The sequence below is a fragment of the Pseudomonas sp. GP01-A4 genome (assembly GCF_058780865.1).
Map to the genome: position 1 here is coordinate 88738 of NZ_JBYSWF010000007.1, position 23269 is coordinate 112006.

The window sequence follows — 23269 nt, forward strand, 5'->3', positions numbered from 1 at the left end:
CGATGACCATGAAAGCATTTGTTATCGCGTCCCTGGCTTTGTTCAGCAACTGCTCGGTGAGTGCGGCTGAAACCGATCTGGTCAAACAGGGTGAATACCTGGCGCGCGCCGGTGACTGCGTGGCCTGCCACACCGCCAAGGGCGGAAAACCGTTCGCCGGTGGCCTGCCGATGGAAACCCCGATCGGCACCATCTACTCCACCAACATCACCCCGGATAAAACCGGCCTGGGCGACTACAGCTTCGAAGACTTCGACCAGGCCGTGCGCCATGGCGTCGCCAAGAACGGTAGTACGCTTTACCCGGCGATGCCCTACCCGTCTTACGCGCGGGTCAGCGAAAGCGACATGCAGGCGCTGTACGCGTACTTCATGAAGGGCGTGGAGCCGGTGGCGCAGGTGAACAAGGACAGCGACATTCCCTGGCCGTTGAGCATGCGTTGGCCGTTGGCCGGGTGGCGCTGGATGTTCGCCCCCAAGGTCGAGGACTACCAGGCCCAGGCGGGCGCCGACCCGGTGATCAGCCGTGGCGCTTATCTGGTAGAGGGCCTTGGCCACTGCGGTGCCTGCCATACGCCACGGGCCCTGACCATGCAGGAAAAATCCCTGAGTGCGTCGGATGGCAGCGCTTTCCTGTCCGGCAGTGCGCCGCTGGAAGGCTGGATTGCCAAGAGCCTGCGGGGCGACCACAAGGACGGCCTGGGTAGCTGGAGCGAGGAGCAACTGGTGCAATTCCTCAAGACCGGGCGCAGTGATCGCAGTGCGGTGTTTGGCGGCATGAGCGACGTTGTGGTCCACAGCATGCAGTACATGTCGGAAGAGGACCTGACGGCTATCGCCCGTTACCTCAAGACCCTGCCGGCGGTGGATCCCAAGGACCAGCCGCACCAGTACGACAAACAAGTCGCCGACGCGCTGTGGAAGGGCGATGACAGCAAGCCGGGGGCCTCGGTGTACATCGACAACTGCGCGGCGTGCCACCGTACCGACGGCCACGGCTACACCCGCGTGTTCCCGGCGCTGGCGGGCAACCCGGTGCTACAGACGGCGGATGCGACGTCGCTGATCAACATCGTGTTGAACGGCGGCACGTTGCCGGCGACGCATACGGCACCTTCGACCTTCACCATGCCGGCGTTTGCCTGGCGGCTGTCGGATCAGGAAGTGGCGGATGTCGTCAGTTTCGTTCGGGACAGTTGGGGTAATAAGGGAGAGCCTGTAAAGGCTTCGCAAGTGAAAGACTTGCGAAAAGATGCAGTAACTACCGAAGCTGATCAAACTTCAGAGAAGTAGTGTCAGTTGCCAGGTTTATAGTTTTATATATAAGCCTGGCAACTAGCCGATCAATTATCGAGGGGCGCAGGTTTTTACAAAGCTATTCGCCATGTTCAGGAAGATGGTCTTGTCCTGTTCATCGAAGTCGCCGTCGTTATCCAGGTCGGTGGTGGTGGAGGTGGTGTCGTAGTGCCCGTCCCTGTTGGAGGAAGAGGCATACATGGCGTAGGACAGTTTACCGTCGGTAAAGCGCTCCATTAATACTTCCGGGCTGTTATCTTTTTCAAAGTCTTCGCATGTAAAGCGTAGTTCATCCTGAGACATAAATATCCTGTAGGTGGTAATGAGTTAAGTTGTGATCATAGCGATGTGTTAATAACTTTATCCATGTCACATATGTCGCGATTTATTTCTTGTTTGGTTACATGTAGGAAGGTGTCATTCCGTTCGTGCGAAGGTCGATGCTAGACCGCGCCGCCCAGTGGTGCTGGTGAAAAGCGATCTTCTCGAATACTGTATATGGATACAGTTTATGAGGTCTGACTATGAATGTCCCTTTGCCGCCTCGCGGGCGCGGCACGGCCACCAACCTGCACAACCGTTTTGCGCCCACCGTCAGCGTGGCGGAAGACGACGGTTGGTATCAGGAAGTGCCACAGACCCAGGGCACCGAAGTCCGTATCGAAACCGCGAAAACCATCATTACCCGCAACAGCTCGCCGGATATCCCGTTTGACCGGGCGATCAACCCGTATCGCGGCTGCGAGCATGGTTGTATCTACTGCTATGCGCGGCCCAGCCACGCGTATTGGGACCTGTCGCCGGGGCTGGACTTCGAAACCAAGCTGATCGCCAAGACCAACGCCGCCGACGTGCTTGAGCAGCAACTGTCGAAACCGGGCTACACCTGCGCGCCGATCAACCTGGGCTCCAACACCGACCCGTACCAGCCCATCGAGCGCGAGTACAAGATCACCCGGCAAACCCTCGAAGTGCTGCTGCGCTACCGTCATCCGGTGACGATCATTACCAAGGGCTCGCTGATCCTGCGGGACCTCGACCTGCTGACCGAGTTGGCGCAGCAGCGGCTGGTGGCGGTGATGATCAGCCTCACCAGCCTGGACGATGAACTCAAGCGCATCCTCGAACCGCGCACGGCTGCGCCCAAGGCCCGGCTGCGGGCGATCCGGGTGATGCGTGAGGCGGGGATCCCGGTGGGCGTGCTGTGTTCGCCGATGATCCCGATGATCAACGACAGCGAGCTGGAAAGCCTGCTGGCCGAAGCTCATGCCGCGGGGGCACAGAGCGCGGCGTACATGATGCTGCGTTTGCCTCTGGAGGTGGCGCCGCTGTTTGAGGAATGGCTGGCGGCCCATTACCCGCAGCGCGCGGCCCATGTGATGAGCCTGGTGCGGCAGGTGCGCGGCGGTGAGGTCTACGACAGCCGCTTCGGTGTACGCATGCGTGGCGAAGGGCCGTTTGCCGATTTGCTGGCGCAACGTTTCGCCAAGGCGATCAAACGATTGGGGCTCAACCGGCGGGAAGGGTTTAATCTGGATTGCACGGCGTTTTGTCCGCCGGGCAGACAGATGGCATTATTGTAAACTGCTGGATAAGCGTACTTTTCTGTAGGAATAGTCGCGTTTTGATATCACTGAAAGCCCTGATCTAGAGCGGTTCATTCAGTTTGAGTTAAGTTTCGGCGGGTACCTTGTTCATCGAGTGACTAATGAGTCGGCGCTTCAGTTTGGGCGCCGGCCGCACTGGAAAACTCCCCTGCTCCAATCAAGAGGATGAATTATGAGTGACAAGGATAAACAGCCGTTGGCTGCGTCGGCTTCAGCCCCTCACGAGGCGGAATCCGCCGATGCAGCGCTGCAGCACATCGTTGAAGGCTTTTTGCATTTCCATAACGAGATCTTCCCCCAGCAGGAAGAGCTCTTCAAAAAACTCGCCACGGCCCAGAGCCCGCGGGCGATGTTCATTACCTGCGCCGACTCGCGCATCGTTCCCGAGCTGATCACCCATAGCTCCCCTGGGGATTTGTTCGTGACCCGTAACGTCGGTAACGTCGTGCCGCCTTATGGGCAGATGAACGGCGGTGTTTCAACGGCTATCGAGTACGCGGTAATGGCCCTTGGTGTGCAGCACATCATCATTTGCGGCCACTCCGACTGCGGCGCCATGCGCGCGGTGCTCAACCCCCAAAGCCTGGAAAAAATGCCCACGGTAAAGGCCTGGCTGCGCCACGCCGAGGTCGCCAAGACCATGGTCCAGGACAACTGCGATTGCGCCAACGAACACGAAAGCATGCACGTGCTGACCGAAGAAAACGTGATCGCCCAACTGCAGCACCTGCGCACTCATCCCTCCGTGGCCTCGCGCATGGCCAACGGGCATTTGTTTATCCATGGCTGGGTCTACGACATCGAGACCAGCGAAATCAGGGCCTACGATGCGGATCAGGCAGCGTTCCTGCCCTTGAACGGTACCCAGCCGATTCCATCCGCGACGCCTAAAGCGCGCTTCTAAAACAATCCCCTGTCGGGTAACGCGATGGCTGCCGTTCGAGCAGCCAGGCCTTGCCACGCCCGGCGAATGCCTCGGGAGAGTCATTATGCGTGCTGCTCAATTGAAAGCTGTGCTGCCACGGGAGCTGCTGGCTTCCGTGGTTGTGTTTCTGGTCGCCCTGCCGCTGTGCATGGGGATCGCCATCGCGTCCGGAATGCCTCCGGCCAAAGGCTTGATCACCGGCATCATCGGTGGCCTGGTGGTCGGTTGGCTGGCGGGGTCGCCGTTGCAAGTCAGCGGTCCGGCGGCAGGTTTGGCGGTGTTGGTGTTCGAACTGGTTCGCCAGCATGGCATGGCCATGCTCGGGCCGATCCTGTTGCTGGCGGGCTTCCTGCAATTGGTGGCCGGGCGTTTGCGCCTGGGCTGCTGGTTCCGCGTGACTGCGCCTGCAGTGGTGTACGGGATGCTGGCGGGGATCGGGGTGCTGATTGTCCTGTCGCAAGTACACGTGATGCTCGACGGTGTGCCAAAGCCCTCGGGGCTGGATAACCTTGCCGGCTTCCCTGCGGCACTGATCCAGGCGATCCCCACATTGGGCGGCGGGCTCGGCTGGCAGGCCGGTTTGCTCGGGCTGTCGACGATTATGGTGATGTGGCTGTGGGACAAGTTCCGCCCGCAAAAACTGCGCTTCGTCCCCGGCGCCCTGCTCGGCGTGGGTTTGGCGACAGTCACCAGCCTGGTGCTGGCGTTGCAGGTCAAGCGGGTGGAGGTGCCGGAAAACCTCGCGGATGCCATCGATTGGCTGCGCCCCAGCGACCTGCTGAACCTGGCGGATCCCAATCTGTTGATCGCGGCCTTCGCCGTGGCATTTATCGCCAGCGCTGAAACGCTGCTTTCGGCGGCGGCAGTCGACCGTATGCACAGTGGCCAGCGTTCCGACTTCGACAAGGAATTGTCGGCACAAGGTGTGGGCAACATGCTGTGTGGCCTGGTCGGCGCCCTGCCGATGACCGGTGTGATCGTGCGCAGTTCGGCCAACGTCCAGGCCGGCGCTACCACGCGTTTGTCGGCGATGTTCCACGGCTTATGGCTGCTGGCGTTCGTGCTGTTGCTGTCCAGTGTGCTGCAAAGCATTCCGGTGGCAAGCCTGGCGGGTGTGCTGGTGTACACCGGGATCAAGCTCGTGGACATGAAGGCGTTTCGTGGCCTGGCGCGCTACGGGCGAATGCCGATGTTTACCTACGCGGCGACGGCGCTGGCGATCATCTTTACCGACCTGCTGACGGGTGTGTTGGTGGGCTTCGGGTTGACGCTGGTGAAGCTGGCGTTCAAGGCCTCACGCTTGAAGATAAGCCTGATCGACCTGCCGCAGGAGGGCGAGATGGAGCTGCGATTGACGGGGGCCGGGACCTTTCTCAAGGTGCCTGCATTGACCCAGGTGCTGTCGACGGTACCCGCCGGGACCACCTTGCATGTGCCGCTCAGTAACCTGAGTTATATCGACCACTCCTGCCTTGAGCTATTGGAGGAATGGGGTCGGGCCAATGCGGCCAAGGGCTCGAAGCTGATGATCGAGGCGCGGGGGTTGAAGCGCAGGTTGGAGGGGCGGGTAAGAACGACGACCGGAATAGGCTCGGCGCCGTCTGTTGGCTGACGAAACCGGATCAAAATGTGGGAGCGGGCTTGCTCGCGAAGGCGCAGTGTCAGTCACTGAATGTGTTTCTGATACACCGCTTTCGCGAGCAAGCCCGCTCCCACATTGGATCTTTGCAAGCCGGCAAATCTAAGCTGGCTGGTCCAGCTCAAGACCCACGCCCAACTGCCGCGACAGGCACGGCCAGCGCTTCCACGCCGCTTCCGTGTCCGGGCTCTTGAGCTTGTCGCGGTAGGCTTCGACCGACTCCAGCGCAAAACTCTCTTCGTTAAGCATCTCATCCACCGCGTGGTGCACCGCCTCATCCAGCTGATTGGCAAACGCCTCGCCGATCAATTGGTGCGCAATCACGTTCGCCACAGTGGTATCCAGCGGAATCAACGGCTGGCCGAAGTGCTTGATATACAGATCGTTGACCTCTTCCACCAGGCGATGCGCCAGGTAAGCCTCATCCAGCAAACCGTCCAGGCCTTCATGCCCGGCCAGGATCGCCGGCGGCTGCAGGAAGAAATGCTCGGCGATTTTAAGCACCGGTTTGATCTGGCTTTCAATACCGGCTTCGCGGGCAACATCGTTGGCCGCGTCCAGCAGATCGGGGACCTGGTCGATGTAGGCGCTTACAAAACGCGTCATCACGCCCTTGGCGTCGACGTCAGGCACGGAAATCGCCGGGTGCAGGTGCGGTAACTGGACTTCCAGCTGCTGAGCAAGCTGGCCAGTGCTGGATTCGTGTTGATGGGCACGGGAAATCTGCTCGCGCAATGCGGCGGTGTTCATGAAAGCTCCAGTGATGCAGGCGTAGGAAATAGGGAGAGCATAAGGTAGCTCGTTTATACGAGAGCCTAAGACGCATTTGTCATAATTATTTCATGGTTATGCGCTGGCGTTATATCAAATTGCCATCGTTCGTCGGATAACGCGCGCCACCGGTCCTGTTGTGTGGTCCGTTTCCTCATTTTCGTTCATTTGCCCGATCACATTGCGGGGTGGCGGTCGCTGTCTATACTCGATTTTGTACGCAATTAGCTGATGACGCCCGACTGCATGAGCAGGCAAGGCCTGGCGGTTGTAAGCAGTATGGAAGCCGCTCCCTTGGCCGCAGGTGCAAACCGGCGGGATAACAAGAATGATAAGGGGAACCCGCAATGACGCGACATCCACATGTTTGGATGGGCCTCCTGTTGTGGTCAGTATTCGGCCAGGCGCAAGCCGCCTGGACAACGAATATGGCGCCAGGGGCCACTGAAGTCAGTCACGCCGTGTTTGACCTGCACATGACCATTTTCTGGATTTGTGTGGCGATTGGCATCGTCGTGTTTGGCGCGATGTTCTGGTCGATGATCGTTCACCGGCGCTCCACGGGACAGGTGGCAGCCAAGTTCCACGAGAGTACGACGGTGGAGATTCTCTGGACCGTGGTGCCCTTGCTGATCCTGGTGGCGATGGCCATTCCGGCCACCAAGACGCTGATCAACATCTACGACAGCACTGAGTCGGATATCGATATCCAGGTCACCGGCTACCAGTGGAAGTGGCATTACAAATACCTGGGCCAGGATGTCGAGTTCTTCAGCAACCTGGCCACGCCCGCCGAGCAGATCCATAACCAGGCCGTCAAAGGCGAGCATTACCTGTTGGAAGTCGACCAGCCGCTGGTGCTGCCGGTGGGCGCCAAAGTGCGTTTCCTGGTGACCGCTGCGGACGTGATTCACTCCTGGTGGGTGCCGGCGTTTGCGGTGAAGCGTGATGCGATTCCCGGCTTCGTCAACGAGGCCTGGACCCGCATCGAAAAGCCCGGCATCTATCGCGGCCAGTGCGCTGAACTGTGCGGCAAGGACCACGGCTTCATGCCCATCGTGGTGGAGGTCAAATCCAAGGCCGACTACGACACCTGGCTCGGCGAGCGTAAGGAAGAGGCGGCCAAGCTCAAGGAGCTGACCTCCAAGGAATGGACCCTGGATGAGCTGGTGGCCCGTGGCGACAAGATCTACCACACCACCTGCGTCGCCTGTCACCAGGCCGAAGGCCAGGGCCTGCCGCCGATGTTCCCGGCGCTCAAGGGCTCACCTATTGCCACCGGGCCCAAGGAAGACCACCTGCACCGCGTGTACTTCGGCAAGCCCGGCACCGCCATGGCGGCGTTCGGCAAGCAACTGTCGGAAGTCGATATCGCGGCGGTCGTGACCTATGAACGTAACGCCTGGGGCAACAACAAAGGCGACATGGTCACGCCTAAAGACGTGCTGGCTCTGAAACAGGCGGAAAGCAAATGACTTCCTTCATTGCATATTCCCTGAACCGTCCCGCCCACTCGTTCGCAGGAGAAAGGCCATGAGCGCTGTGATCGATGACCACGGTCATACCGGTGACCACGCTCACGGCCCCGCCAAGGGCCTGATGCGTTGGGTGCTGACCACCAACCACAAAGACATCGGCACGATGTACCTGTGGTTCAGCTTCTGTATGTTCCTGCTTGGTGGCTCGTTTGCCATGGTGATCCGTGCCGAGCTGTTCCAGCCGGGTTTGCAGATCGTCGAGCCGGCGTTCTTCAATCAGATGACCACCATGCACGGCTTGGTGATGGTGTTCGGTGCGGTGATGCCAGCGTTTGTCGGCCTGGCCAACTGGATGATCCCGTTGATGATCGGCGCGCCCGACATGGCCCTGCCGCGCATGAACAACTTCAGTTTCTGGCTGTTGCCGGCGGCGTTCCTGATGCTGGTTTCCACCCTGTTCATGCCCGGCGGCGGGCCGAACTTCGGCTGGACCTTCTACGCCCCGCTCTCCACCACCTACGCGCCGGAAAGCGTGACGTTCTTCATCTTCGCCATCCACTTGATGGGCATCAGTTCGATCATGGGCGCGATCAACGTCATCGCCACCATCCTCAACCTGCGCGCTCCCGGCATGACGTTGATGAAAATGCCGCTGTTCGTCTGGACCTGGCTGATCACCGCGTTCCTGCTGATCGCGGTGATGCCGGTGCTGGCGGGCTGCGTGACCATGATGCTGATGGACATCCACTTCGGCACCAGCTTCTTCAGTGCCGCCGGTGGTGGTGACCCCGTGCTGTTCCAGCATGTGTTCTGGTTCTTCGGCCACCCCGAGGTGTACATCATGATCCTGCCGGCGTTCGGTGCCGTCAGCTCGATCATCCCGACCTTCTCGCGCAAGCCGCTGTTCGGCTACACCTCGATGGTGTACGCCACGGCGAGCATCGCGTTCCTGTCGTTCATCGTGTGGGCGCACCACATGTTCGTGGTGGGCATCCCGCTGGTGGGCGAGCTGTTCTTCATGTACGCCACGCTGCTGATCGCGGTGCCCACGGGCGTGAAAGTGTTCAACTGGGTCAGCACCATGTGGCAAGGCTCGCTGACCTTCGAGACGCCGATGCTGTTCGCAGTGGCCTTCGTGATTCTGTTCACCATCGGCGGTTTCTCCGGGCTGATGCTGGCCATCGCCCCGGCGGACTTCCAGTACCACGACACCTACTTCGTGGTGGCGCACTTCCATTACGTACTGGTGCCTGGGGCGATCTTCGGGATCTTCGCCTCGGCCTACTACTGGCTGCCGAAATGGACCGGCCACATGTACGACGAAACCCTGGGCAAGCTGCACTTCTGGCTGTCGTTCGTGGGGATGAACATGGCGTTCTTCCCGATGCACTTCGTAGGGCTTGCCGGCATGCCGCGTCGGGTGCCGGACTACAACCTGCAGTTCGCCGACTTCAACATGGTCTCTTCCATCGGTGCCTTCACCTTTGGCGCGACGCAGATCTTCTTCCTGTTCATCGTCATCAAGTGCATTCGTGGCGGCCCGCCTGCGCCGGCCAAGCCGTGGGATGGCGCCGAAGGGCTGGAGTGGAGCATTCCTTCGCCCGCGCCGTACCACACCTTCACCACGCCACCGGAGGTCAAATGAACACCTCCCTATCCTGTGGGAGCTGGCTTGCCTGCGATGGCATCACTTCGGTGTACCTGAAAGACCGAGTTGCCAGCATCGCAGGCAAGCCAGCTCCCACAGAAAGGCCATTCGCAGAACATTCATTCGCAGGTGGCCGCCATGCTTGAGTCCGTGCCTATCAAGCGCCTGGTCACGCGCCTGCTGATCCTGGTGGTGGCGATGTTCGCCTTCGGCTTTGCCCTGGTGCCGATCTACGACGTGATGTGCAAGGCGTTCGGCATCAACGGCAAGACCGCCGGGCAGTACGAAGGCGAGCAGGTGGTGGACCCGACGCGGCAGGTGCGGGTGCAGTTCCTGTCCACCAATGCCATCGATATGGTCTGGGAATTTCACTCCAAGGCCGACGAGGTGGTGGTCAATCCCGGCGCAGTCACCGAGATGCTGTTCGTGGCCTACAACCCCACCGACAAGCCGATGACCGCCCAGGCGGTGCCGAGCATTTCGCCGGCCGAGGCGGCGATGTACTTCCACAAGACCGAGTGTTTTTGCTTCACCCAGCAAGTGCTACAGCCAGGTCAGCGCATAGAGATGCCGGTGCGCTTCATTGTCGACCGCGACATGCCCAAGGATGTGAAGCATTTGACCCTGGCGTACACGCTGTTCGATATCACCGCGCGCCAACCGCCCGTGGCTGTCCATACCGGCGGCTAGGCGTTGCTTGCGGGCTCGATTAGGAGAACGAATACATGTCGACTCATGATACGTACTACGTACCAGCGCAAAGCAAGTGGCCCATAATTGCTACGTTGGGGATGCTGATCACGGTGTTCGGATTGGCGACCTGGTTCAACGATTTGAAGGCCGCACGCCCGGAATCCCACGGCCCGCTGATATTTTTCGTCGGTGGCCTGCTGCTGGCCTACATGATGTTTGGCTGGTTCGGCGCGGTGATCAAGGAAAGTCGCGCCGGTTTGTACAGTTCGCAGATGGACCGCTCCTTTCGCTGGGGCATGACCTGGTTCATCTTTTCCGAAGTGATGTTCTTCATCGCTTTTTTCGGTGCGCTGTTTTATGTGCGGCACATGTCGGCGCCGTGGCTGGCGGGCGAAGGCCACAAGGGCATCGCGCACATGCTGTGGCCGAACTTCGAATTTGCCTGGCCGCTGCTGAACAATCCCGACCCGAAAATGTTTCCGGCGCCCAAGGGCACCATCAGCCCGTGGGGCTTGCCGCTGATCAACACGATCTTGCTGGTCAGCTCCAGCGTGACCATCACTATCGCCCACCATGCCTTGCGCAAAGGCCATCGCGGCGCACTGAAGATCTGGCTGGCGATCACCGTGTTGCTGGGTTGGGCGTTTCTCGGGTTCCAGGCCGAGGAATACATCCATGCCTATAAGGAGTTGGGCCTGACCCTGGGTTCCGGCGTGTACGGCGCGACCTTCTTCATGCTCACCGGCTTCCACGGTGCCCACGTGACCATCGGCACGATCATTTTGTTTGTGATGCTGATGCGCATCCTGAAAGGGCATTTCAACAACGAACACCAGTTCGGGTTCGAGGCGGCCAGTTGGTATTGGCACTTTGTGGACGTGGTGTGGATCGGGCTGTTTTTCTTCGTTTACGTGCTTTGAGGTGTTTCACCAGGGCGCATGAGATACCAGCTGGCCGCTGAAGAAACCCCAGGTGATCAACCCCAGGGTGATCACGGCCAGCACCACACGCACGGTCAAGGCAGTGACGAGGCGGTTGGAGTTGCCCTCGTCCTTGACCAGGAAGAACAAGCCACTGAACAGGCTCACGACGGTAGCAATCAGCATCAGGGCAATGGCTGCTTTGAGCATGGTGGGCTCCGGGGCTCTTTTTTGGAGGGGGCGAGCAATGAGATTCAGTATAGCCAGCGCAGCACCGACCTCTGCGGCAATGCCATGAAACCCTTTCGCCCCGGTATTGCGCCGACGCTGGTGGTACTCGTGCTGCTGCCGTTACTGGTATTTCTCGGCTTTTGGCAGCTGTCTCGCGGTCACGAAAAACAGGCGCTGCTGGACACTTACGCCGAGCGCCGCGCTGCCGAGCCCATGAGCAGTACGCAACTGCAGGCCACCGAAGATCCGGCGTTCCGTCGTGTGCATTTGCGCGGGCAGTTCGATGCCGAGCACAGCGTGTTGCTGGATAACCGCTTTCGCGACGGCAAGGTCGGTGTGGAGCTACTGCAACCTTTCCATGATCAGGCCAGCGGCGAGTGGCTGTTGCTCAATCGTGGCTGGCTGCCCTGGCCGGACCGCCGTGCACCGCCGGTTTTCACCACTCCCGAACAACTGTTGAATCTCGACGCCTGGGTCTATGTGGCGCCTGGCGAGACCTTCCAGTTGCATGCCGATCCGGCGGGCGCACAGTGGCCACGATTGTTGACCGCACTGCATCCCGCAGCGCTGTGGACCGAGTTGGGCCGCAGCGGATTCGCCTATGAAGTGCGGGCTGAAGCGGGCCCTGGCACTTTCGAAACCAACTGGCCCGTGGTCGCCATGGGCCCGGAAAAACACCTGGGCTATGCCGTGCAGTGGTTCGCCATGGCGGTGGCGCTGTTCGGCCTTTACCTCTACCTCGGATGGCACAACACAAAAAAGGAGAAGCGCCATGGGAGCGGCCATGAATCCACTCAACATGTCTGACACGCCGGCAGCGCCCAATCGGCGCAAGGGCCGCTGGCAACTGATCCTGATCCTGCTGATGGTGGTCGGCCCGATGGTGCTCGCCACCTTTATGTACAAATTGCAGTTCTGGGTGCCGGACAGCCGCAGCTACCACGGCGAGATGATCGGCAATGGCCAGACCCGTGCCGACATTGGCGTGCAGGCTGACGAAGACCGCTGGCAACTGCTGGTCACCGCGCCCACCGCCTGCGCCGCCGACTGCCAGCAACTGGTGTACCTCGCACGCCAACTCCAGATCGGCCTGGGCCGTGATGCCTCCCGCGCCAGCCACGCCCTGGCCAGTGCGCAGCCGGTCAGCACCGCGTATGACGCCAAACTCAAGGCCGAATACCCGCAACTGCAACGCTATTCCCTGGACCTGTCGACCTTCAACAAAGACGCCGCCGCCCAAGGCAGCGGCGATGCCCAGCTGTGGATCGTCGACCCCCACGGCAACCTGGTGCTGCGCTACGACGCCCGGGTCAAGGGCAAGGACCTGCTCAACGACCTGCGCCTGCTGCTGAAACTGTCGAACATCGGATAAGGACACCGTCATGGCCAAACCTGGATTTCGCCTCGCGCTGTTTGCCACCCTGCTGGCCCTGATCGTGGTGCTGCTGGGCGCCTATACCCGCCTCACCCACGCGGGCCTCGGTTGCCCGGATTGGCCGGGTTGTTATGGCTTTATCAGCGTGCCAAAAAGCGAAGCCCAGTTGGCCCATGCCGAACTGCATTACCCGGACACGCCGGTCGAGGCGGACAAGGGCTGGAACGAGATGACCCACCGTTACTTCGCCGGCACCCTCGGGCTGTTGATCGTGCTGCTGGCGGCGCGCGCGTGGACCCATCGGCATCATCCGGGCCAGCCGTTGAAGCTGCCGTTGTTCCTGTTGGCAGTGGTGTTCGCCCAGGCAGCGTTTGGCATGTGGACGGTGACGCTGAAGCTCTGGCCGCAAGTGGTCACCGGGCATTTATTGGGCGGGTTTGCGACGTTGAGCCTGCTGTTCTTGCTGACGCTGCGATTGTCCGGCGTATTGCCGGCGCTGATCGTGCCCAGGCGTTTGCAGTATTGGGCCACGGCCGGGCTGGTGCTGGTGATCGGCCAGATCGCGCTGGGTGGATGGGTCAGCTCCAACTACGCAGCCGTGGCGTGTATCGACCTGCCGACCTGTCACGGGCAATGGTGGCCGGCGGCGGATTTCGCCAATGGCTTTCACCTGACCCAGCATATCGGCCCCAATTACCTCGGCGGGCAACTGGACAGTGATGCGCGCACGGCGATTCACCTCACCCACCGGATTGGCGCGCTGCTGGTCACTGTCGTGTTGCTGGGCCTGGCCTGGCAGCTCAAGGTGGTCGGCATGACCCGCCTGGCCGGCCTGTTGCTGATCGCCCTGGCGGCGCAAATCTGCCTGGGCCTGAGCAACGTGTACTTCCACCTGCCGCTGCCGGTTGCGGTCGCGCATAACGCCGGCGGCGCGGCGTTGCTGCTGACGCTGGTGCTGGTCAATTACCACGCCCGCACCAGCCTGGTTCGGGTGCGACATCAGTTGCCGTTCGGCTGGCGCTTCAGCCCGCGTAAACACGTGTCGGGCCTCATAACCATTAAAGGAGAGATGCCATGGCGACCTTGATCAGCGAGCGTCACAGCCAGGCGATCTGGCGTGACTATCTGGAGCTGACCAAGCCAAAAGTGGTGGTGCTGATGCTCATCACCTCGCTGGTGGGCATGTTCCTCGCCACCCGCGCCGGGGTACCGTGGCCGGTGCTGATTTTCGGCAACCTGGGGATCGCGCTGTGTGCCGGCGGCGCGGCGGCGGTCAACCATGTGGTGGACCGGCGCATCGATGCGCTGATGGCGCGTACCCATAAGCGCCCGCTGGCGGAAGGGCGCGTATCGCCTGTGGCGGCGCTTGTTTTTGCGATGGTGCTGGCGGTGGCCGGGCTGGCGCTGTTGCTGGCGTTCACCAATCCGCTGGCCGCCTGGCTGACGCTGGCTTCACTGTTGGGCTACGCCGTGATCTACACCGGTTTTCTCAAGCGTGCGACGCCGCAGAACATCGTCATCGGTGGGCTGGCTGGCGCCGCGCCGCCGTTGCTGGGTTGGGTTGCCGTCACTGGCCACGTCAGCGCCGAGCCGTTGCTGCTGGTGCTGATCATCTTCGCCTGGACCCCGCCGCACTTCTGGGCCCTGGCGATTCACCGCAAGGAGGAATACGCCAAGGCCGACATCCCGATGCTGCCCGTGACTCACGGCGAGCACTACACCAAGGTGCATATCCTGCTCTACACCTTCGCCTTGCTGGCGGTCAGCCTGATGCCCTATGTCATCCACATGAGCGGCATGCTGTACCTGGTGTGCGCACTGGTTCTGGGCGGGCGCTTTCTGCAATGGGCCTGGGTGCTGTACCGTGGCAGTCGGCCGCACGCGGCGATCAACACCTTCAAGTACTCTATCTGGTACTTGTTCGCGCTGTTTATCGCCCTGCTCGTAGACCATTACCTATTGTTGAACCTATGACTCGAACTCAAAAAACTGTCTTCATTCTGGTGGCCATTGTCGCGTTGATCATGGGCCTGACCGTCAACAAAGTCCTGAGTGGCAAAGGCCAGGGCGACCCGACGGCCTTGATCGATGCCGGCATCATCCTGCTGCCGCAAAGCCGCCAGTTGCCGCCGGTGACCATGACCAACCAGGACGGCCAGCCGGTGGTGGTCAACGAGCTGAAAGGCAAGTGGAGCGTGCTGTTCTTCGGCTACACCTTCTGCCCGGACATCTGTCCGACCACCCTCGCCCAGCTGCGGCAGATCAAGAGCGAGCTGCCCAAGGACGTTGTGGATAAGTTGCAGGTGATTTTGGTCAGCGTTGACCCGAACCGCGATACACCGGCGCAGCTCAAGCAGTACCTGGGCTACTTCGATCCACAGTTCGAGGGCTTGACCGGTGCGAATGTGGACGATGTGCAGAAGGTTTCGAATGCGGTGAGCATTCCGTTTATTCCGGCAGACACCAGCAAGCCCAACTACACCGTCGACCACAGCGGCAACCTCGCGCTGATCGGTCCGGATGGAACGCAACGCGGGTTTATCCGGGCGCCGTTGAACAACCAGAAGCTGGTGGCGCAGTTCCCGGGGTTGTTGCAGCGTAAATAAGCCTGCCGACCATTTTCTGAGCGACACAAATCAAATGTGGGAGCAAGCCCGCTCCCACATTGGTTTAGATCATTAGATCGTTCCCACGCTCTGCGTGGGAATGCCGCACTGGACGCTCTGCGTCCGCTTTTGAGGTCGTGACGCGGAGCGTCACAGGATGCGTTCCCACGCAGAGCGTGGGAACGATCGATCGGGGTTTCGGCCTTGGATCAGAACGCCGGCAGGATCGCGCCTTTGTACTTCTCAAGAATGAACGCTTTCACTTCCGGGGTGTGCAGGGCTGCTACCAGCTTCTTCACCGCGTCCGAATCCTTGTTGTCTTCGCGGGTCACCAGGATGTTCACGTAAGGCGAGTCGTTGCCTTCGATCACCAGTGCGTCCTTGGACGGGTCCAGCTTGGCTTCCAGGGCGTAGTTGGTGTTGATCAGCGCCAGGTCGACCTGGGTCAGCACGCGCGGCAGGGTGGCGGCTTCCAGTTCGCGGAATTTCAGGCCTTTCGGGTTTTCAGTGATGTCCTTGATGGTCGACAGGATGTTGGTCGGGTCCTTCAGGGTGATCAGGTTGTGCTTGGCCAGCAGCAACAGCGCACGGCCGCCGTTGGTGGCGTCGTTCGGGATCACGACGTTGGCGCCGCTTGGCAGGTCTTCCAGCTTCTTGTACTTGCTGGAGTAGGCGCCCAGAGGCTCCAGGTGCACAGCGCCAACGCTCACCAGGTGAGTGCCCTTGGCTTTGTTGAACTCATCCAGGTACGGCTGGTGCTGGAAGAAGTTGGCGTCCAGGCGCTTTTCGGCTACCTGTACGTTTGGCTGAACGTAGTCGGTGAAGACTTTGACCTGCAGGTCCACGCCTTCCTTGGCCAGAGCCGGCTTCACGAATTCGAGGATTTCAGCGTGCGGCACCGGGGACGCGGCCACGGTGAGGGTTTCGGCGGCGTGGGCGGAGAACGCGGCAACGGCGGCGAAAGCAACCAGTAGTTTTTTCATTCAACAAGCTCCTTGTTCGGGAATTGGCCGGCTTAACGCCGGCAATAGCCGTTATTTTCGAGAAAAGTGCACCACCAGCTTGTCGCCGACGGTTTGCAGAATTTGTACCAGGATCAGCAGCAGCACCACGGTGACCACCATCACGTCGGTCTGGAAGCGCTGATAACCGAAGCGGATCGCCAAGTCACCCAGGCCACCGGCACCCACTACACCGGCCATGGCCGTGTAGGAAACCAGTGTAATCGCCGTCACCGTAATCGCCGCGAAGATGCCGGGGCGGGCTTCGGGCAGCAACGCGTTGGTAATGATCTGGCGAGTGGTCGCGCCCATGGCCTGGGTCGCTTCGATAATCCCGCGGTCCACTTCACGCAGCGCGGTTTCCACCAGGCGCGCAAAGAACGGCGTGGCACCCACCACCAGTGGCGGAATTGCACCGGCAACACCCAGCGAGGTGCCGGTGATCAGCACCGTGAACGGGATCATTACGATCAACAGGATAATGAATGGCAGCGAACGCAGGATGTTCACCACCAGCGACAACAGCGCATAAACATTCTTTTGCTCGAACAGCTGACGCGGGCTGCACAGGAACAGCAGCACGCCCAACGGCAAGCCCAGCAATACGGTGAACAGCAGCGAGCCGAACAGCATGGTCATGGTGTCGCCGGTGGCGAGCAGGATTTCCGACCAGTCGATGTTCGAGAAAAAGCTCAAGAGGATTTCCATTAGCGCAGCACCTCCATATGGACGTCTGCCGCGGTGAAGGCGGCGAAGGCGGCCTCCATGTCACCGCCGGTGACGGCGAGGGTCAGTTGCCCGTAGGGAATGTCTTTGATGCGGTCGATACGACCGGCGAGGATGCTGTAGTCCACACCCGTGTCGCGGGCGACGGTACCCAGCAGCGGCGCGTAGGTCGCTTCGCCCTGGAACGTCAGTCGCACGATGCGCCCCGGTACATGGGCGAAGTCATCACGCTGTTCGCCTTCGTCGACTTGCTCGGATTCCTGCACGAAGCGCTTGGTGGTCGGGTGCTTGGGGTGCAGGAATACGTCGGCGACGGTGCCTTGCTCGACGATCACGCCGGCGTCCATCACGGCCACGTGGTCGCACACGCGGCGGATCACGTCCATTTCATGAGTGATCAGCACGATAGTCAGCTTCAGCTCGCGGTTGATCTCGGCCAGCAGTTGCAGGACCGAGGCCGTGGTCTGCGGGTCGAGGGCGCTGGTGGCTTCGTCGCACAGCAGGATTTTCGGCTTGGTGGCCAGGGCGCGGGCGATACCGACGCGCTGCTTCTGGCCGCCAGACAACTGCGCCGGGTACTTCTTGGCATGGTCGGACAGGCCGACCCGCGCCAGCAATTCGGCCACGCGCAGGTCGATTTCCTTGCGGGAAAGTTCGCCCGCGAGAGTCAGCGGCAGCGCCACGTTGTCGGCAACGGTCTTGGATGCCAGCAGGTTGAAGTGCTGGAAGATCATCCCGACCTGTTGCCGGAAACGGCGCAGGCCGTTGGCGTCGAGGGCGGTGACTTCTTCGTCATCGACCTTGATCTGGCCGCCGCTGGGTTGCTCCAGGCGGTTGATCAGACGCAGCAAAGTACTTTTTCCCGCACCGGAATGGCCGATCAGACCAAACACCTGGCCATTTTCGACGCGCAGGTTGGTGGGATGCAGTGCGGGGATATCCTTACCGGCGACCCGGTAGGTTTTATGGACGTTATGAAACTCGATCACGTAGCGAACCTTGTGGGGCGCATTAAAAAGGGATCAGCGGTTAGCCGGGCGCGCATTTTAGCCTGTCCGTATAGCGTTTCTTAGCATTTATTTCTCATCCGACCAGCGATTTGGCAATAACGCGATCAAAGGTCATAAAAAAGGAACGGTACAAAACCGTGTCAGTCACTACATAAGCAACTCGAAACTCCCAGGTGCCGTGCCTGGGGTTTTGCTCAAGAAGAGCCGGGGATCGCTCTGGCCTACGCAAACGAGGAGTTTTTGTCTGATGAGTACTAAAAAGCCAGTTACCCCGCCCAAGAGCGAACTTGCGGGCACCGACACTCTGGACCGTGGCAACACCAACGCCAAGCTGCAAAGCCTGGAAACATTCCGCTCCGACGCGACGGGCCAGGCACTGCGCACCAACCAGGGCGTGAAGGTTTCCGATAACCAGAACAGCTTGAAGGTCGGCTCCCGTGGCCCATCGCTGCTGGAAGACTTCATCATGCGTGAAAAAATCACGCACTTTGACCATGAGCGGATCCCGGAACGTATCGTTCATGCTCGGGGTACCGGTGCCCATGGTTATTTCCAGACCTACGAAAACCACTCGGCGCTGACCAAGGCCGGATTCCTGCGTAACCCCGAACACAAAACCCCGGTATTTGCGCGTTTCTCTACGGTGCAGGGCCCTCGCGGCTCGGGTGATACCGTGCGTGACGTGCGTGGCTTTGCCGTGAAGTTCTTCACCGATGAGGGCAACTTCGACCTGGTGGGTAACAACATGCCGGTGTTTTTCATTCAGGACGCGATCAAGTTTCCTGACTTCGTGCATGCGGTAAAACCTGAGCCCCACAACGAGATTCCTACCGGCGGCTCAGCCCACGATACGTTCTGGGATTTTGTCTCGCTGCAGCCGGAGTCGGCGCACATGGTGATCTGGGCCATGTCTGACCGGGCCATTCCGAAAAGCCTGCGAACCATGCAGGGGTTTGGCGTGCACACCTTCCGCCTGGTGAACGCCGAGGGCAAATCCAACTTCGTCAAATTCCACTGGCGGCCTACCGTCGGCACCTGCTCCCTGGTGTGGGACGAGGCGCAGAAGCTGGCGGGCAAAGACACGGACTTCCACCGTCGTGACCTGTGGGAATCCATTGAAAGTGGCGATTACCCGGAGTGGGAATTGGGCGTGCAGATCATCGCCGAAGAAGACGAGCATAAGTTCGACTTCGATATTCTCGACCCGACCAAGCTGATCCCCGAAGAGCTGGTGCCCATCACGCCGCTGGGCAAGATGGTGCTCAACCGCAACCCGGACAACTACTTTGCCGAGACCGAGCAAGTGGCGTTCTGCCCGGGGCATATCGTGCCGGGCATCGACTTTTCCAATGACCCGCTGCTGCAAGGCCGTCTGTTTTCCTACACCGATACGCAGATCAGCCGACTCGGCGGGCCGAACTTTCACGAGTTGCCGATCAACCGTCCGGTAGCGCCGTTCCATAACGGCCAGCGCGATGCCATGCACCGCACCACCATCGACAAGGGCCGCGCGTCCTACGAGCCGAACTCGATTGATGGCGGCTGGCCGAAAGAAACTCCGCCTGCGGCGCAGGACGGTGGTTTTGAGACGTATCCGGAGCGCATTGATGCCCACAAGATCCGTGAGCGCAGCGAGTCGTTCGGTGATCACTTCTCCCAGGCGCGCCTGTTTTTCCGCAGCATGAGCAAGCACGAGCAGGAGCACATCATCGCCGCCTACAGCTTTGAACTGGGCAAGGTGGAGCGTGAATTTATTCGCGCTCGCCAGGTGAACGAGATCCTCGCCAACATCGACTTGGAACTGGCCAAGCGTGTGGCGCAGAACCTGGGCTTGCCAGCACCGACTAAAGGTACGGTGCCAGAGCGCAAGACGTCTCCGGAACGCTCGCCAGCGTTGAGCCAGGCCAATTTGCTGTCGGGTGATATCAAGACCCGCAAGGTGGCGATTCTGGCGGCGAACGGTGTTGATGGTGCGGCGATTGATGCCTTGAAGAAGGCGCTTGAGGCTGCAGGTGCGCATGCGAAGTTGCTGGGGCCTACCTCGGCGCCGGTAACGACGGCGGATGGCAAGAGCCTGCCGGTGGATGCTTCCATGGAAGGCTTGCCTTCGGTGGCGTTCGATGCGGTGTTTGTGCCGGGTGGCGCCAAGTCGGTTCAGGCGTTGAGCGCTGATGGTGTGGCGTTGCATTACCTGCTGGAGGCCTACAAGCACTTGAAAGCAATTGCCCTGGCCGGTGAGGCGAAGCAGTTGCTGGATGTGCTGAAGCTTGAGGCGGATGCGGGCTTGATTGTGGGCGGCGATGCGAAGGCGTTTAAGGCGTTCTTTGCGGCGATTGCCCAGCATCGGGTCTGGGATCGGGAGCCGAAGGCTAAAGCTGTTCCGGCTTAAGGTATCGGTCGTTTGTTAGATCGCCTTCGCGAGCAAGCCCGCTCCCACATTTGACCGCATTCCAAAGTTGGAACTCGGTTAAATGTGGGAGCGGGCTTGCTCGCGAATGGCGTTATTCAGTCTTACGCGGAATCAGCACGACCTGCGCCGGAACCTTCTTCAGGATCTGCCGGTGAATCTTCAGGTCATACCCCGAATCGATGCGCTTCACCCGTTTGGTCAGCAACGTGGCCAGCCATGGGTAATCTTCGGTGCGCGGTGCCTGGATGCTCACATCGCACTGGTAATTCACCACATCGGTGGCGATCTCATCCAGTTGATGGCGCAGCGCCTCGATATCGGTGAGGTTCAGCGCAACCGTAGTGCTTGGCGCTGCCGGGTCGATGACCTTGGCCGGCGGCTTGGCTTCGGCGGCTTTCAGGGCGGCCTCGGCTTTGTCCAGCTCGACTTTACGGGCATGGGCGATCGCACTGTTGACGCCACCGGTCAGCGCCGGAGCCTTGGGCATCAATGCCCGTGCGCGGCTCAGGGCCGTCGCGGCAGCGTTGACATCACCCTTTTGCAGAACGATCTGGCTGCGCTGCAAGTAGGCTTCGGCCAGTTGGCGCTGATAAGGCTCCAGCGCCGGGTCGTTGGGCGACTGGGCCTGCAAGGCGGCCAGTTCGTCTTCGGCGGTGGCCAGTTCACTGCTGGCGAGGTTTTGCTCCAGCTGTGCGATGGCCGCAGCACGTGCGTCCGGCGCCTGGGGGGCGGCGGGCGGGGTGCTTTGGCAGGCGCCCAGCAGCAAGGAAAATGCGGCAAGGAGCAGATAACGGGCGTTGAACAGCTTCATTCCTGCGACTCTCTAATTGCGCAAAAAGCGAGCAAGTCTACACCCCACGACGGGGCAGGACAAAACTCAGCAGAAACAGGGCGGCCGCCGTGACCACAATCGACGGCCCGGCCGGGGTGTCCTTGAACCAGGACAGCGCCAGGCCACCACACACCGCGAGCATCCCCAGAAGGCTGGCGCCGAGCGCCATTTGCTCCGGCGAGCGGGCGTGACGCTGGGCCGCAGCAGCCGGGATGATCAGCAGCGATGTGATCAACAATACGCCGACAATCTTCATCGCGACAGCGATCACCACTGCGATCAGCAGCATCAGGGTCATGCGCAGCGCCGCCACGGGCAAGCCTTCGACGGTGGCCAGTTCTTCGTGAACGGTGATCGCCAGCAGCGGGCGCCACAGCGTCACCAGCAGCACCAGCACTGCCGCGCTGCCACCTAGAATCCACGCCAGGTCGGTGGGGCTGATTGCCAGCAGGTCGCCGAACAGGTAGGCCATCAGGTCGATGCGCACTTCATGCATGAAGCTCAGCACCACCAGGCCCAGGGACAAGGTGCTTGGGGCCAGGATGCCCAGCAGGGTATCGGAGGCCAGCGGCTGACGCTGTTGCAGGGTCACCAGCAGCACAGCCAGCAGCAGGCAGCCGACGGTGACGGCAATGGTCGGGCTCACATCCAGCAGAAATCCCATGGCCACGCCCAGCAGCGCAGCGTGGGACAGGGTGTCGCCAAAATAGGCCATGCGCCGCCAGACCACGAACGAGCCCAGTGGGCCCGCCACCAGCGCCAGAGCCAAGCCTGCCAGCAGGGCGTAGAGCAGAAAATCAGCCATGCTTGCAGCTATCTCCATGAACGTGGGTGTGGGATGCGGTGGAGTCATCGACTACAGCGCCATGCAGGTCATGGGCGTGGTCGTGATGGTGGTGGTAGATCGCCAGGCTCTGGGCGTTCTTGCCGAACAGCTCGACAAAAGCCGGATCGCCGCTGACCTGTTCCGGGTGGCCGGAACAGCACACGTGACGATTGAGGCACACCACCTGGTCGGTGGTGCTCATCACCAGGTGCAGGTCGTGGGAGACCATCAGCACGCCGCAACCATGACGGTCCCGCAGGCGGGTGATCAGGCTGTACAGCTCGGCCTGGCCGGCGACGTCGACGCCCTGTACGGGTTCATCCAGTACCAGCAATTCCGGCTCGCGCAGCAGGGCGCGGGCCAGCAGCACTCGCTGCATTTCGCCGCCGGAGATGCTTTGCACCGGGCTGTCGATCACCTGTTCGGCGCCCACTTCCTTGAGGGCGGACTGTGCGCGGGCACGGTCGACACCGGGCACCAGGCGCAGGAAGCGCAGCACCGAGAGGGGCAAGGTCGGGTCCACATGCAGCTTCTGCGGCATGTAGCCGACCCGCAGCCTCGGCTTGCGCCACACGCTGCCGCTGTCGGGCTTGAGCAGGCCGAGTACGGCGCGCACCAGCGTGGTCTTGCCGGCACCGTTGGGGCCGATCAGCGTGACGATCTGACCTGGCTCGACGCTCAGGGCGATGTTGTCCAGCACGTTTTGCCCGGCAAACGTGACCCCGACCTGCTCCAGGCGGATTAACGCAGTGCTCATCAAGCCCCCTGGCAGCCCGAGCACACACCGACGACTTCGACGGTTTGCCCTTCGACCTTGAAGCCGACGTCGCCGGCGCTCTTGATGATGCTGTCGCTGATGCTTTTTTGCTCAAGTTCGATGGCGGCGTGGCACTCGCGGCAAATCAGGAACTGGCCCTGGTGCGCGTGTTCCGGGTGGTTACAGCCGACAAAGGCGTTGAGCGATGAGATGCGGTGCACCAGGCCGTTGTCCAGCAGGAAGTCCAGCGCGCGGTAAACCGTGGGCGGCGCGGCGCGGCGGCCGTCCTGCTCGCTGAGCACGCCGAGGATGTCGTAGGCACCCAGCGGCTTGTGGCTTTGCCACACCAGCTCCAGCACCCGGCGACGCAGGGCGGTCAGGCGCAGCCCTTGGCGCGCGCACAGTGCGTCGGCCTCTGACAGTGCGCTGTGCACGCAGTGAGAGTGGTCATGGGGACGGCTGGCAAGCGGTGTTTTAGGCATGAGCGGCGACAGATATTTGTGAGAGACGTTATTATGT

General features: G+C 60.9%; 24 protein-coding genes. 14 read left to right on the forward strand and 10 right to left on the reverse strand.

All coding sequences use genetic code 11. The annotated features are described in order from the left end of the window. The first annotated feature begins 8 nt into the window (after nucleotides 1-8). Nucleotides 9-1292, forward strand: a complete 1284-nt coding sequence (locus AC3WKX_RS07150; protein WP_102604427.1) for a cytochrome c — start codon at nucleotides 9-11, stop codon at nucleotides 1290-1292. A gap of 54 nt (nucleotides 1293-1346) precedes the next feature. On the opposite strand, the gene AC3WKX_RS07155 is transcribed toward AC3WKX_RS07150, so the two are convergent. After that, nucleotides 1347-1532 (reverse strand): hypothetical protein, encoded by a 186-nt coding sequence (locus AC3WKX_RS07155; protein ID WP_173406106.1) that lies wholly within the window; start codon nucleotides 1530-1532, stop codon nucleotides 1347-1349. A gap of 287 nt (nucleotides 1533-1819) precedes the next feature. On the opposite strand from AC3WKX_RS07155, the gene AC3WKX_RS07160 reads away from it, so the two are divergent. The 3 genes from AC3WKX_RS07160 to AC3WKX_RS07170 all read left to right on the forward strand — a co-directional run bounded on the left by AC3WKX_RS07160 (nucleotide 1820) and on the right by AC3WKX_RS07170 (nucleotide 5439). Then, entirely contained in the window at nucleotides 1820-2878 is a 1059-nt protein-coding gene (locus tag AC3WKX_RS07160) for a PA0069 family radical SAM protein (protein WP_003214861.1), read from the forward strand. A gap of 196 nt (nucleotides 2879-3074) precedes the next feature. Continuing rightward, nucleotides 3075-3806 carry a carbonic anhydrase gene (locus tag AC3WKX_RS07165; protein WP_102604426.1) on the forward strand — a complete coding sequence of 244 codons (732 nt, stop codon included), beginning with the start codon at nucleotides 3075-3077 and terminating at the stop codon, nucleotides 3804-3806. Nucleotides 3807-3891: 85 nt separating this feature from the next. Next, nucleotides 3892-5439, forward strand: a complete 1548-nt coding sequence (locus tag AC3WKX_RS07170; RefSeq protein ID WP_008439613.1) for a SulP family inorganic anion transporter — start codon at nucleotides 3892-3894, stop codon at nucleotides 5437-5439. A gap of 129 nt (nucleotides 5440-5568) precedes the next feature. Here the strand turns inward: AC3WKX_RS07170 and AC3WKX_RS07175 are convergent, their stop codons facing one another. Continuing rightward, nucleotides 5569-6216, reverse strand: coding sequence for a hypothetical protein (locus AC3WKX_RS07175; RefSeq protein WP_003214855.1), 648 nt, complete (start codon nucleotides 6214-6216; stop codon nucleotides 5569-5571). A gap of 368 nt (nucleotides 6217-6584) precedes the next feature. On the opposite strand from AC3WKX_RS07175, the gene coxB reads away from it, so the two are divergent. The 4 genes from coxB (at nucleotide 6585) to AC3WKX_RS07195 (ending at nucleotide 10976) form a co-directional block, all read left to right on the forward strand. After that, nucleotides 6585-7712 (forward strand): cytochrome c oxidase subunit II, encoded by a 1128-nt coding sequence (gene coxB / locus AC3WKX_RS07180; RefSeq protein WP_003214854.1) that lies wholly within the window; start codon nucleotides 6585-6587, stop codon nucleotides 7710-7712. Nucleotides 7713-7770: 58 nt separating this feature from the next. Further along, a complete protein-coding gene (gene ctaD, locus AC3WKX_RS07185) occupies nucleotides 7771-9360 on the forward strand; it encodes a cytochrome c oxidase subunit I (protein ID WP_102604425.1) in 1590 nt (529 codons plus the stop codon). Between the two features lie 141 nt (nucleotides 9361-9501). Continuing rightward, nucleotides 9502-10053, forward strand: a complete 552-nt coding sequence (locus AC3WKX_RS07190) for a cytochrome c oxidase assembly protein (RefSeq protein WP_008439615.1) — start codon at nucleotides 9502-9504, stop codon at nucleotides 10051-10053. A gap of 35 nt (nucleotides 10054-10088) precedes the next feature. Further along, nucleotides 10089-10976: a cytochrome c oxidase subunit 3 gene (locus AC3WKX_RS07195; RefSeq protein ID WP_003214849.1), complete on the forward strand. Its 888-nt coding sequence runs from the start codon at nucleotides 10089-10091 to the stop codon at nucleotides 10974-10976. Between the two features lie 6 nt (nucleotides 10977-10982). On the opposite strand, the gene AC3WKX_RS07200 is transcribed toward AC3WKX_RS07195, so the two are convergent. Beyond that, on the reverse strand, nucleotides 10983-11186 hold the full coding sequence (locus AC3WKX_RS07200) for a twin transmembrane helix small protein (protein WP_010168612.1): 204 nt from the start codon (nucleotides 11184-11186) through the stop codon (nucleotides 10983-10985). An 84-nt stretch (nucleotides 11187-11270) separates the two neighbouring features. On the opposite strand from AC3WKX_RS07200, the gene AC3WKX_RS07205 reads away from it, so the two are divergent. The 5 genes from AC3WKX_RS07205 to AC3WKX_RS07225 are packed head-to-tail and all read left to right on the forward strand — an operon-like array spanning nucleotide 11271 to nucleotide 15188. Next, nucleotides 11271-12014 (forward strand): SURF1 family protein, encoded by a 744-nt coding sequence (locus AC3WKX_RS07205; protein ID WP_102370206.1) that lies wholly within the window; start codon nucleotides 11271-11273, stop codon nucleotides 12012-12014. Further along, nucleotides 11980-12579 carry a PA_0111/PP_0108 family redox-active disulfide protein gene (locus AC3WKX_RS07210; RefSeq protein WP_023659276.1) on the forward strand — a complete coding sequence of 200 codons (600 nt, stop codon included), beginning with the start codon at nucleotides 11980-11982 and terminating at the stop codon, nucleotides 12577-12579. Before AC3WKX_RS07205 ends, AC3WKX_RS07210 begins: the two co-directional genes overlap by 35 nt. 10 nt (nucleotides 12580-12589) lie before the next feature. Continuing rightward, a complete protein-coding gene (locus AC3WKX_RS07215) occupies nucleotides 12590-13669 on the forward strand; it encodes a COX15/CtaA family protein (RefSeq protein WP_102367831.1) in 1080 nt (359 codons plus the stop codon). Further along, entirely contained in the window at nucleotides 13657-14556 is a 900-nt protein-coding gene (gene cyoE / locus AC3WKX_RS07220; RefSeq protein WP_008439626.1) for a heme o synthase, read from the forward strand. The genes AC3WKX_RS07215 and cyoE overlap by 13 nt, the downstream gene beginning before the upstream one ends. Further along, nucleotides 14553-15188: an SCO family protein gene (locus AC3WKX_RS07225; protein ID WP_003214837.1), complete on the forward strand. Its 636-nt coding sequence runs from the start codon at nucleotides 14553-14555 to the stop codon at nucleotides 15186-15188. Before cyoE ends, AC3WKX_RS07225 begins: the two co-directional genes overlap by 4 nt. A gap of 209 nt (nucleotides 15189-15397) precedes the next feature. Here the strand turns inward: AC3WKX_RS07225 and AC3WKX_RS07230 are convergent, their stop codons facing one another. Genes AC3WKX_RS07230 through AC3WKX_RS07240 form a run of 3 tightly spaced genes read right to left on the reverse strand, consistent with a single transcriptional unit; the run spans nucleotide 15398 to nucleotide 17904 of the window. Next, nucleotides 15398-16171: a MetQ/NlpA family ABC transporter substrate-binding protein gene (locus AC3WKX_RS07230; protein ID WP_003214835.1), complete on the reverse strand. Its 774-nt coding sequence runs from the start codon at nucleotides 16169-16171 to the stop codon at nucleotides 15398-15400. Between the two features lie 51 nt (nucleotides 16172-16222). Further along, nucleotides 16223-16897, reverse strand: coding sequence for a methionine ABC transporter permease (locus AC3WKX_RS07235; RefSeq protein WP_003214831.1), 675 nt, complete (start codon nucleotides 16895-16897; stop codon nucleotides 16223-16225). Further along, nucleotides 16897-17904 (reverse strand): methionine ABC transporter ATP-binding protein, encoded by a 1008-nt coding sequence (locus tag AC3WKX_RS07240; protein WP_003214829.1) that lies wholly within the window; start codon nucleotides 17902-17904, stop codon nucleotides 16897-16899. Before AC3WKX_RS07240 ends, AC3WKX_RS07235 begins: the two co-directional genes overlap by 1 nt. 268 nt (nucleotides 17905-18172) lie before the next feature. Between AC3WKX_RS07240 and katE the strand changes: the two genes are divergently transcribed. Further along, on the forward strand, nucleotides 18173-20314 hold the full coding sequence (gene katE, locus AC3WKX_RS07245; RefSeq protein ID WP_003214827.1) for a catalase HPII: 2142 nt from the start codon (nucleotides 18173-18175) through the stop codon (nucleotides 20312-20314). Nucleotides 20315-20426: 112 nt separating this feature from the next. On the opposite strand, the gene AC3WKX_RS07250 is transcribed toward katE, so the two are convergent. The 4 genes from AC3WKX_RS07250 to AC3WKX_RS07265 are packed head-to-tail and all read right to left on the reverse strand — an operon-like array spanning nucleotide 20427 to nucleotide 23232. Further along, entirely contained in the window at nucleotides 20427-21146 is a 720-nt protein-coding gene (locus tag AC3WKX_RS07250) for a PA5502 family lipoprotein (RefSeq protein WP_003214825.1), read from the reverse strand. Between the two features lie 37 nt (nucleotides 21147-21183). Beyond that, complete coding sequence (znuB, locus tag AC3WKX_RS07255) at nucleotides 21184-21972, reverse strand: zinc ABC transporter permease subunit ZnuB (RefSeq protein ID WP_003214823.1); 789 nt, start codon at nucleotides 21970-21972, stop codon at nucleotides 21184-21186. Continuing rightward, complete coding sequence (gene znuC, locus AC3WKX_RS07260; protein WP_008439630.1) at nucleotides 21965-22750, reverse strand: zinc ABC transporter ATP-binding protein ZnuC; 786 nt, start codon at nucleotides 22748-22750, stop codon at nucleotides 21965-21967. The genes znuB and znuC overlap by 8 nt, the downstream gene beginning before the upstream one ends. Further along, on the reverse strand, nucleotides 22750-23232 hold the full coding sequence (locus AC3WKX_RS07265; protein ID WP_003214819.1) for a Fur family transcriptional regulator: 483 nt from the start codon (nucleotides 23230-23232) through the stop codon (nucleotides 22750-22752). The genes znuC and AC3WKX_RS07265 overlap by 1 nt, the downstream gene beginning before the upstream one ends. Nucleotides 23233-23269 lie beyond the last annotated feature (37 nt).

Bases quoted from the DNA above. Each gene is read 5' to 3' on its own strand.
- AC3WKX_RS07155 (WP_173406106.1), bottom strand. From the start codon at position 1,532: ATGGAGCGCTTTACCGACGGTAAACTGTCCTACGCCATGTATGCCTCT.
- AC3WKX_RS07195 (WP_003214849.1), top strand. From the start codon at position 10,089: ATGTCGACTCATGATACGTACTACGTACCAGCGCAAAGCAAGTGGCCC.
- znuB (WP_003214823.1), bottom strand. From the start codon at position 21,972: ATGGCTGATTTTCTGCTCTACGCCCTGCTGGCAGGCTTGGCTCTGGCG.
- AC3WKX_RS07250 (WP_003214825.1), bottom strand. From the start codon at position 21,146: ATGAAGCTGTTCAACGCCCGTTATCTGCTCCTTGCCGCATTTTCCTTG.
- AC3WKX_RS07190 (WP_008439615.1), top strand. From the start codon at position 9,502: ATGCTTGAGTCCGTGCCTATCAAGCGCCTGGTCACGCGCCTGCTGATC.
- AC3WKX_RS07165 (WP_102604426.1), top strand. From the start codon at position 3,075: ATGAGTGACAAGGATAAACAGCCGTTGGCTGCGTCGGCTTCAGCCCCT.
- AC3WKX_RS07225 (WP_003214837.1), top strand. From the start codon at position 14,553: ATGACTCGAACTCAAAAAACTGTCTTCATTCTGGTGGCCATTGTCGCG.
- AC3WKX_RS07175 (WP_003214855.1), bottom strand. From the start codon at position 6,216: ATGAACACCGCCGCATTGCGCGAGCAGATTTCCCGTGCCCATCAACAC.
- AC3WKX_RS07170 (WP_008439613.1), top strand. From the start codon at position 3,892: ATGCGTGCTGCTCAATTGAAAGCTGTGCTGCCACGGGAGCTGCTGGCT.
- AC3WKX_RS07265 (WP_003214819.1), bottom strand. From the start codon at position 23,232: ATGCCTAAAACACCGCTTGCCAGCCGTCCCCATGACCACTCTCACTGC.
- AC3WKX_RS07160 (WP_003214861.1), top strand. From the start codon at position 1,820: ATGAATGTCCCTTTGCCGCCTCGCGGGCGCGGCACGGCCACCAACCTG.
- AC3WKX_RS07210 (WP_023659276.1), top strand. From the start codon at position 11,980: ATGGGAGCGGCCATGAATCCACTCAACATGTCTGACACGCCGGCAGCG.
- AC3WKX_RS07235 (WP_003214831.1), bottom strand. From the start codon at position 16,897: ATGGAAATCCTCTTGAGCTTTTTCTCGAACATCGACTGGTCGGAAATC.
- AC3WKX_RS07230 (WP_003214835.1), bottom strand. From the start codon at position 16,171: ATGAAAAAACTACTGGTTGCTTTCGCCGCCGTTGCCGCGTTCTCCGCC.
- znuC (WP_008439630.1), bottom strand. From the start codon at position 22,750: ATGAGCACTGCGTTAATCCGCCTGGAGCAGGTCGGGGTCACGTTTGCC.
- AC3WKX_RS07150 (WP_102604427.1), top strand. From the start codon at position 9: ATGAAAGCATTTGTTATCGCGTCCCTGGCTTTGTTCAGCAACTGCTCG.
- AC3WKX_RS07200 (WP_010168612.1), bottom strand. From the start codon at position 11,186: ATGCTCAAAGCAGCCATTGCCCTGATGCTGATTGCTACCGTCGTGAGC.
- cyoE (WP_008439626.1), top strand. From the start codon at position 13,657: ATGGCGACCTTGATCAGCGAGCGTCACAGCCAGGCGATCTGGCGTGAC.
- AC3WKX_RS07215 (WP_102367831.1), top strand. From the start codon at position 12,590: ATGGCCAAACCTGGATTTCGCCTCGCGCTGTTTGCCACCCTGCTGGCC.
- coxB (WP_003214854.1), top strand. From the start codon at position 6,585: ATGACGCGACATCCACATGTTTGGATGGGCCTCCTGTTGTGGTCAGTA.
- katE (WP_003214827.1), top strand. From the start codon at position 18,173: ATGAGTACTAAAAAGCCAGTTACCCCGCCCAAGAGCGAACTTGCGGGC.
- AC3WKX_RS07205 (WP_102370206.1), top strand. From the start codon at position 11,271: ATGAAACCCTTTCGCCCCGGTATTGCGCCGACGCTGGTGGTACTCGTG.
- ctaD (WP_102604425.1), top strand. From the start codon at position 7,771: ATGAGCGCTGTGATCGATGACCACGGTCATACCGGTGACCACGCTCAC.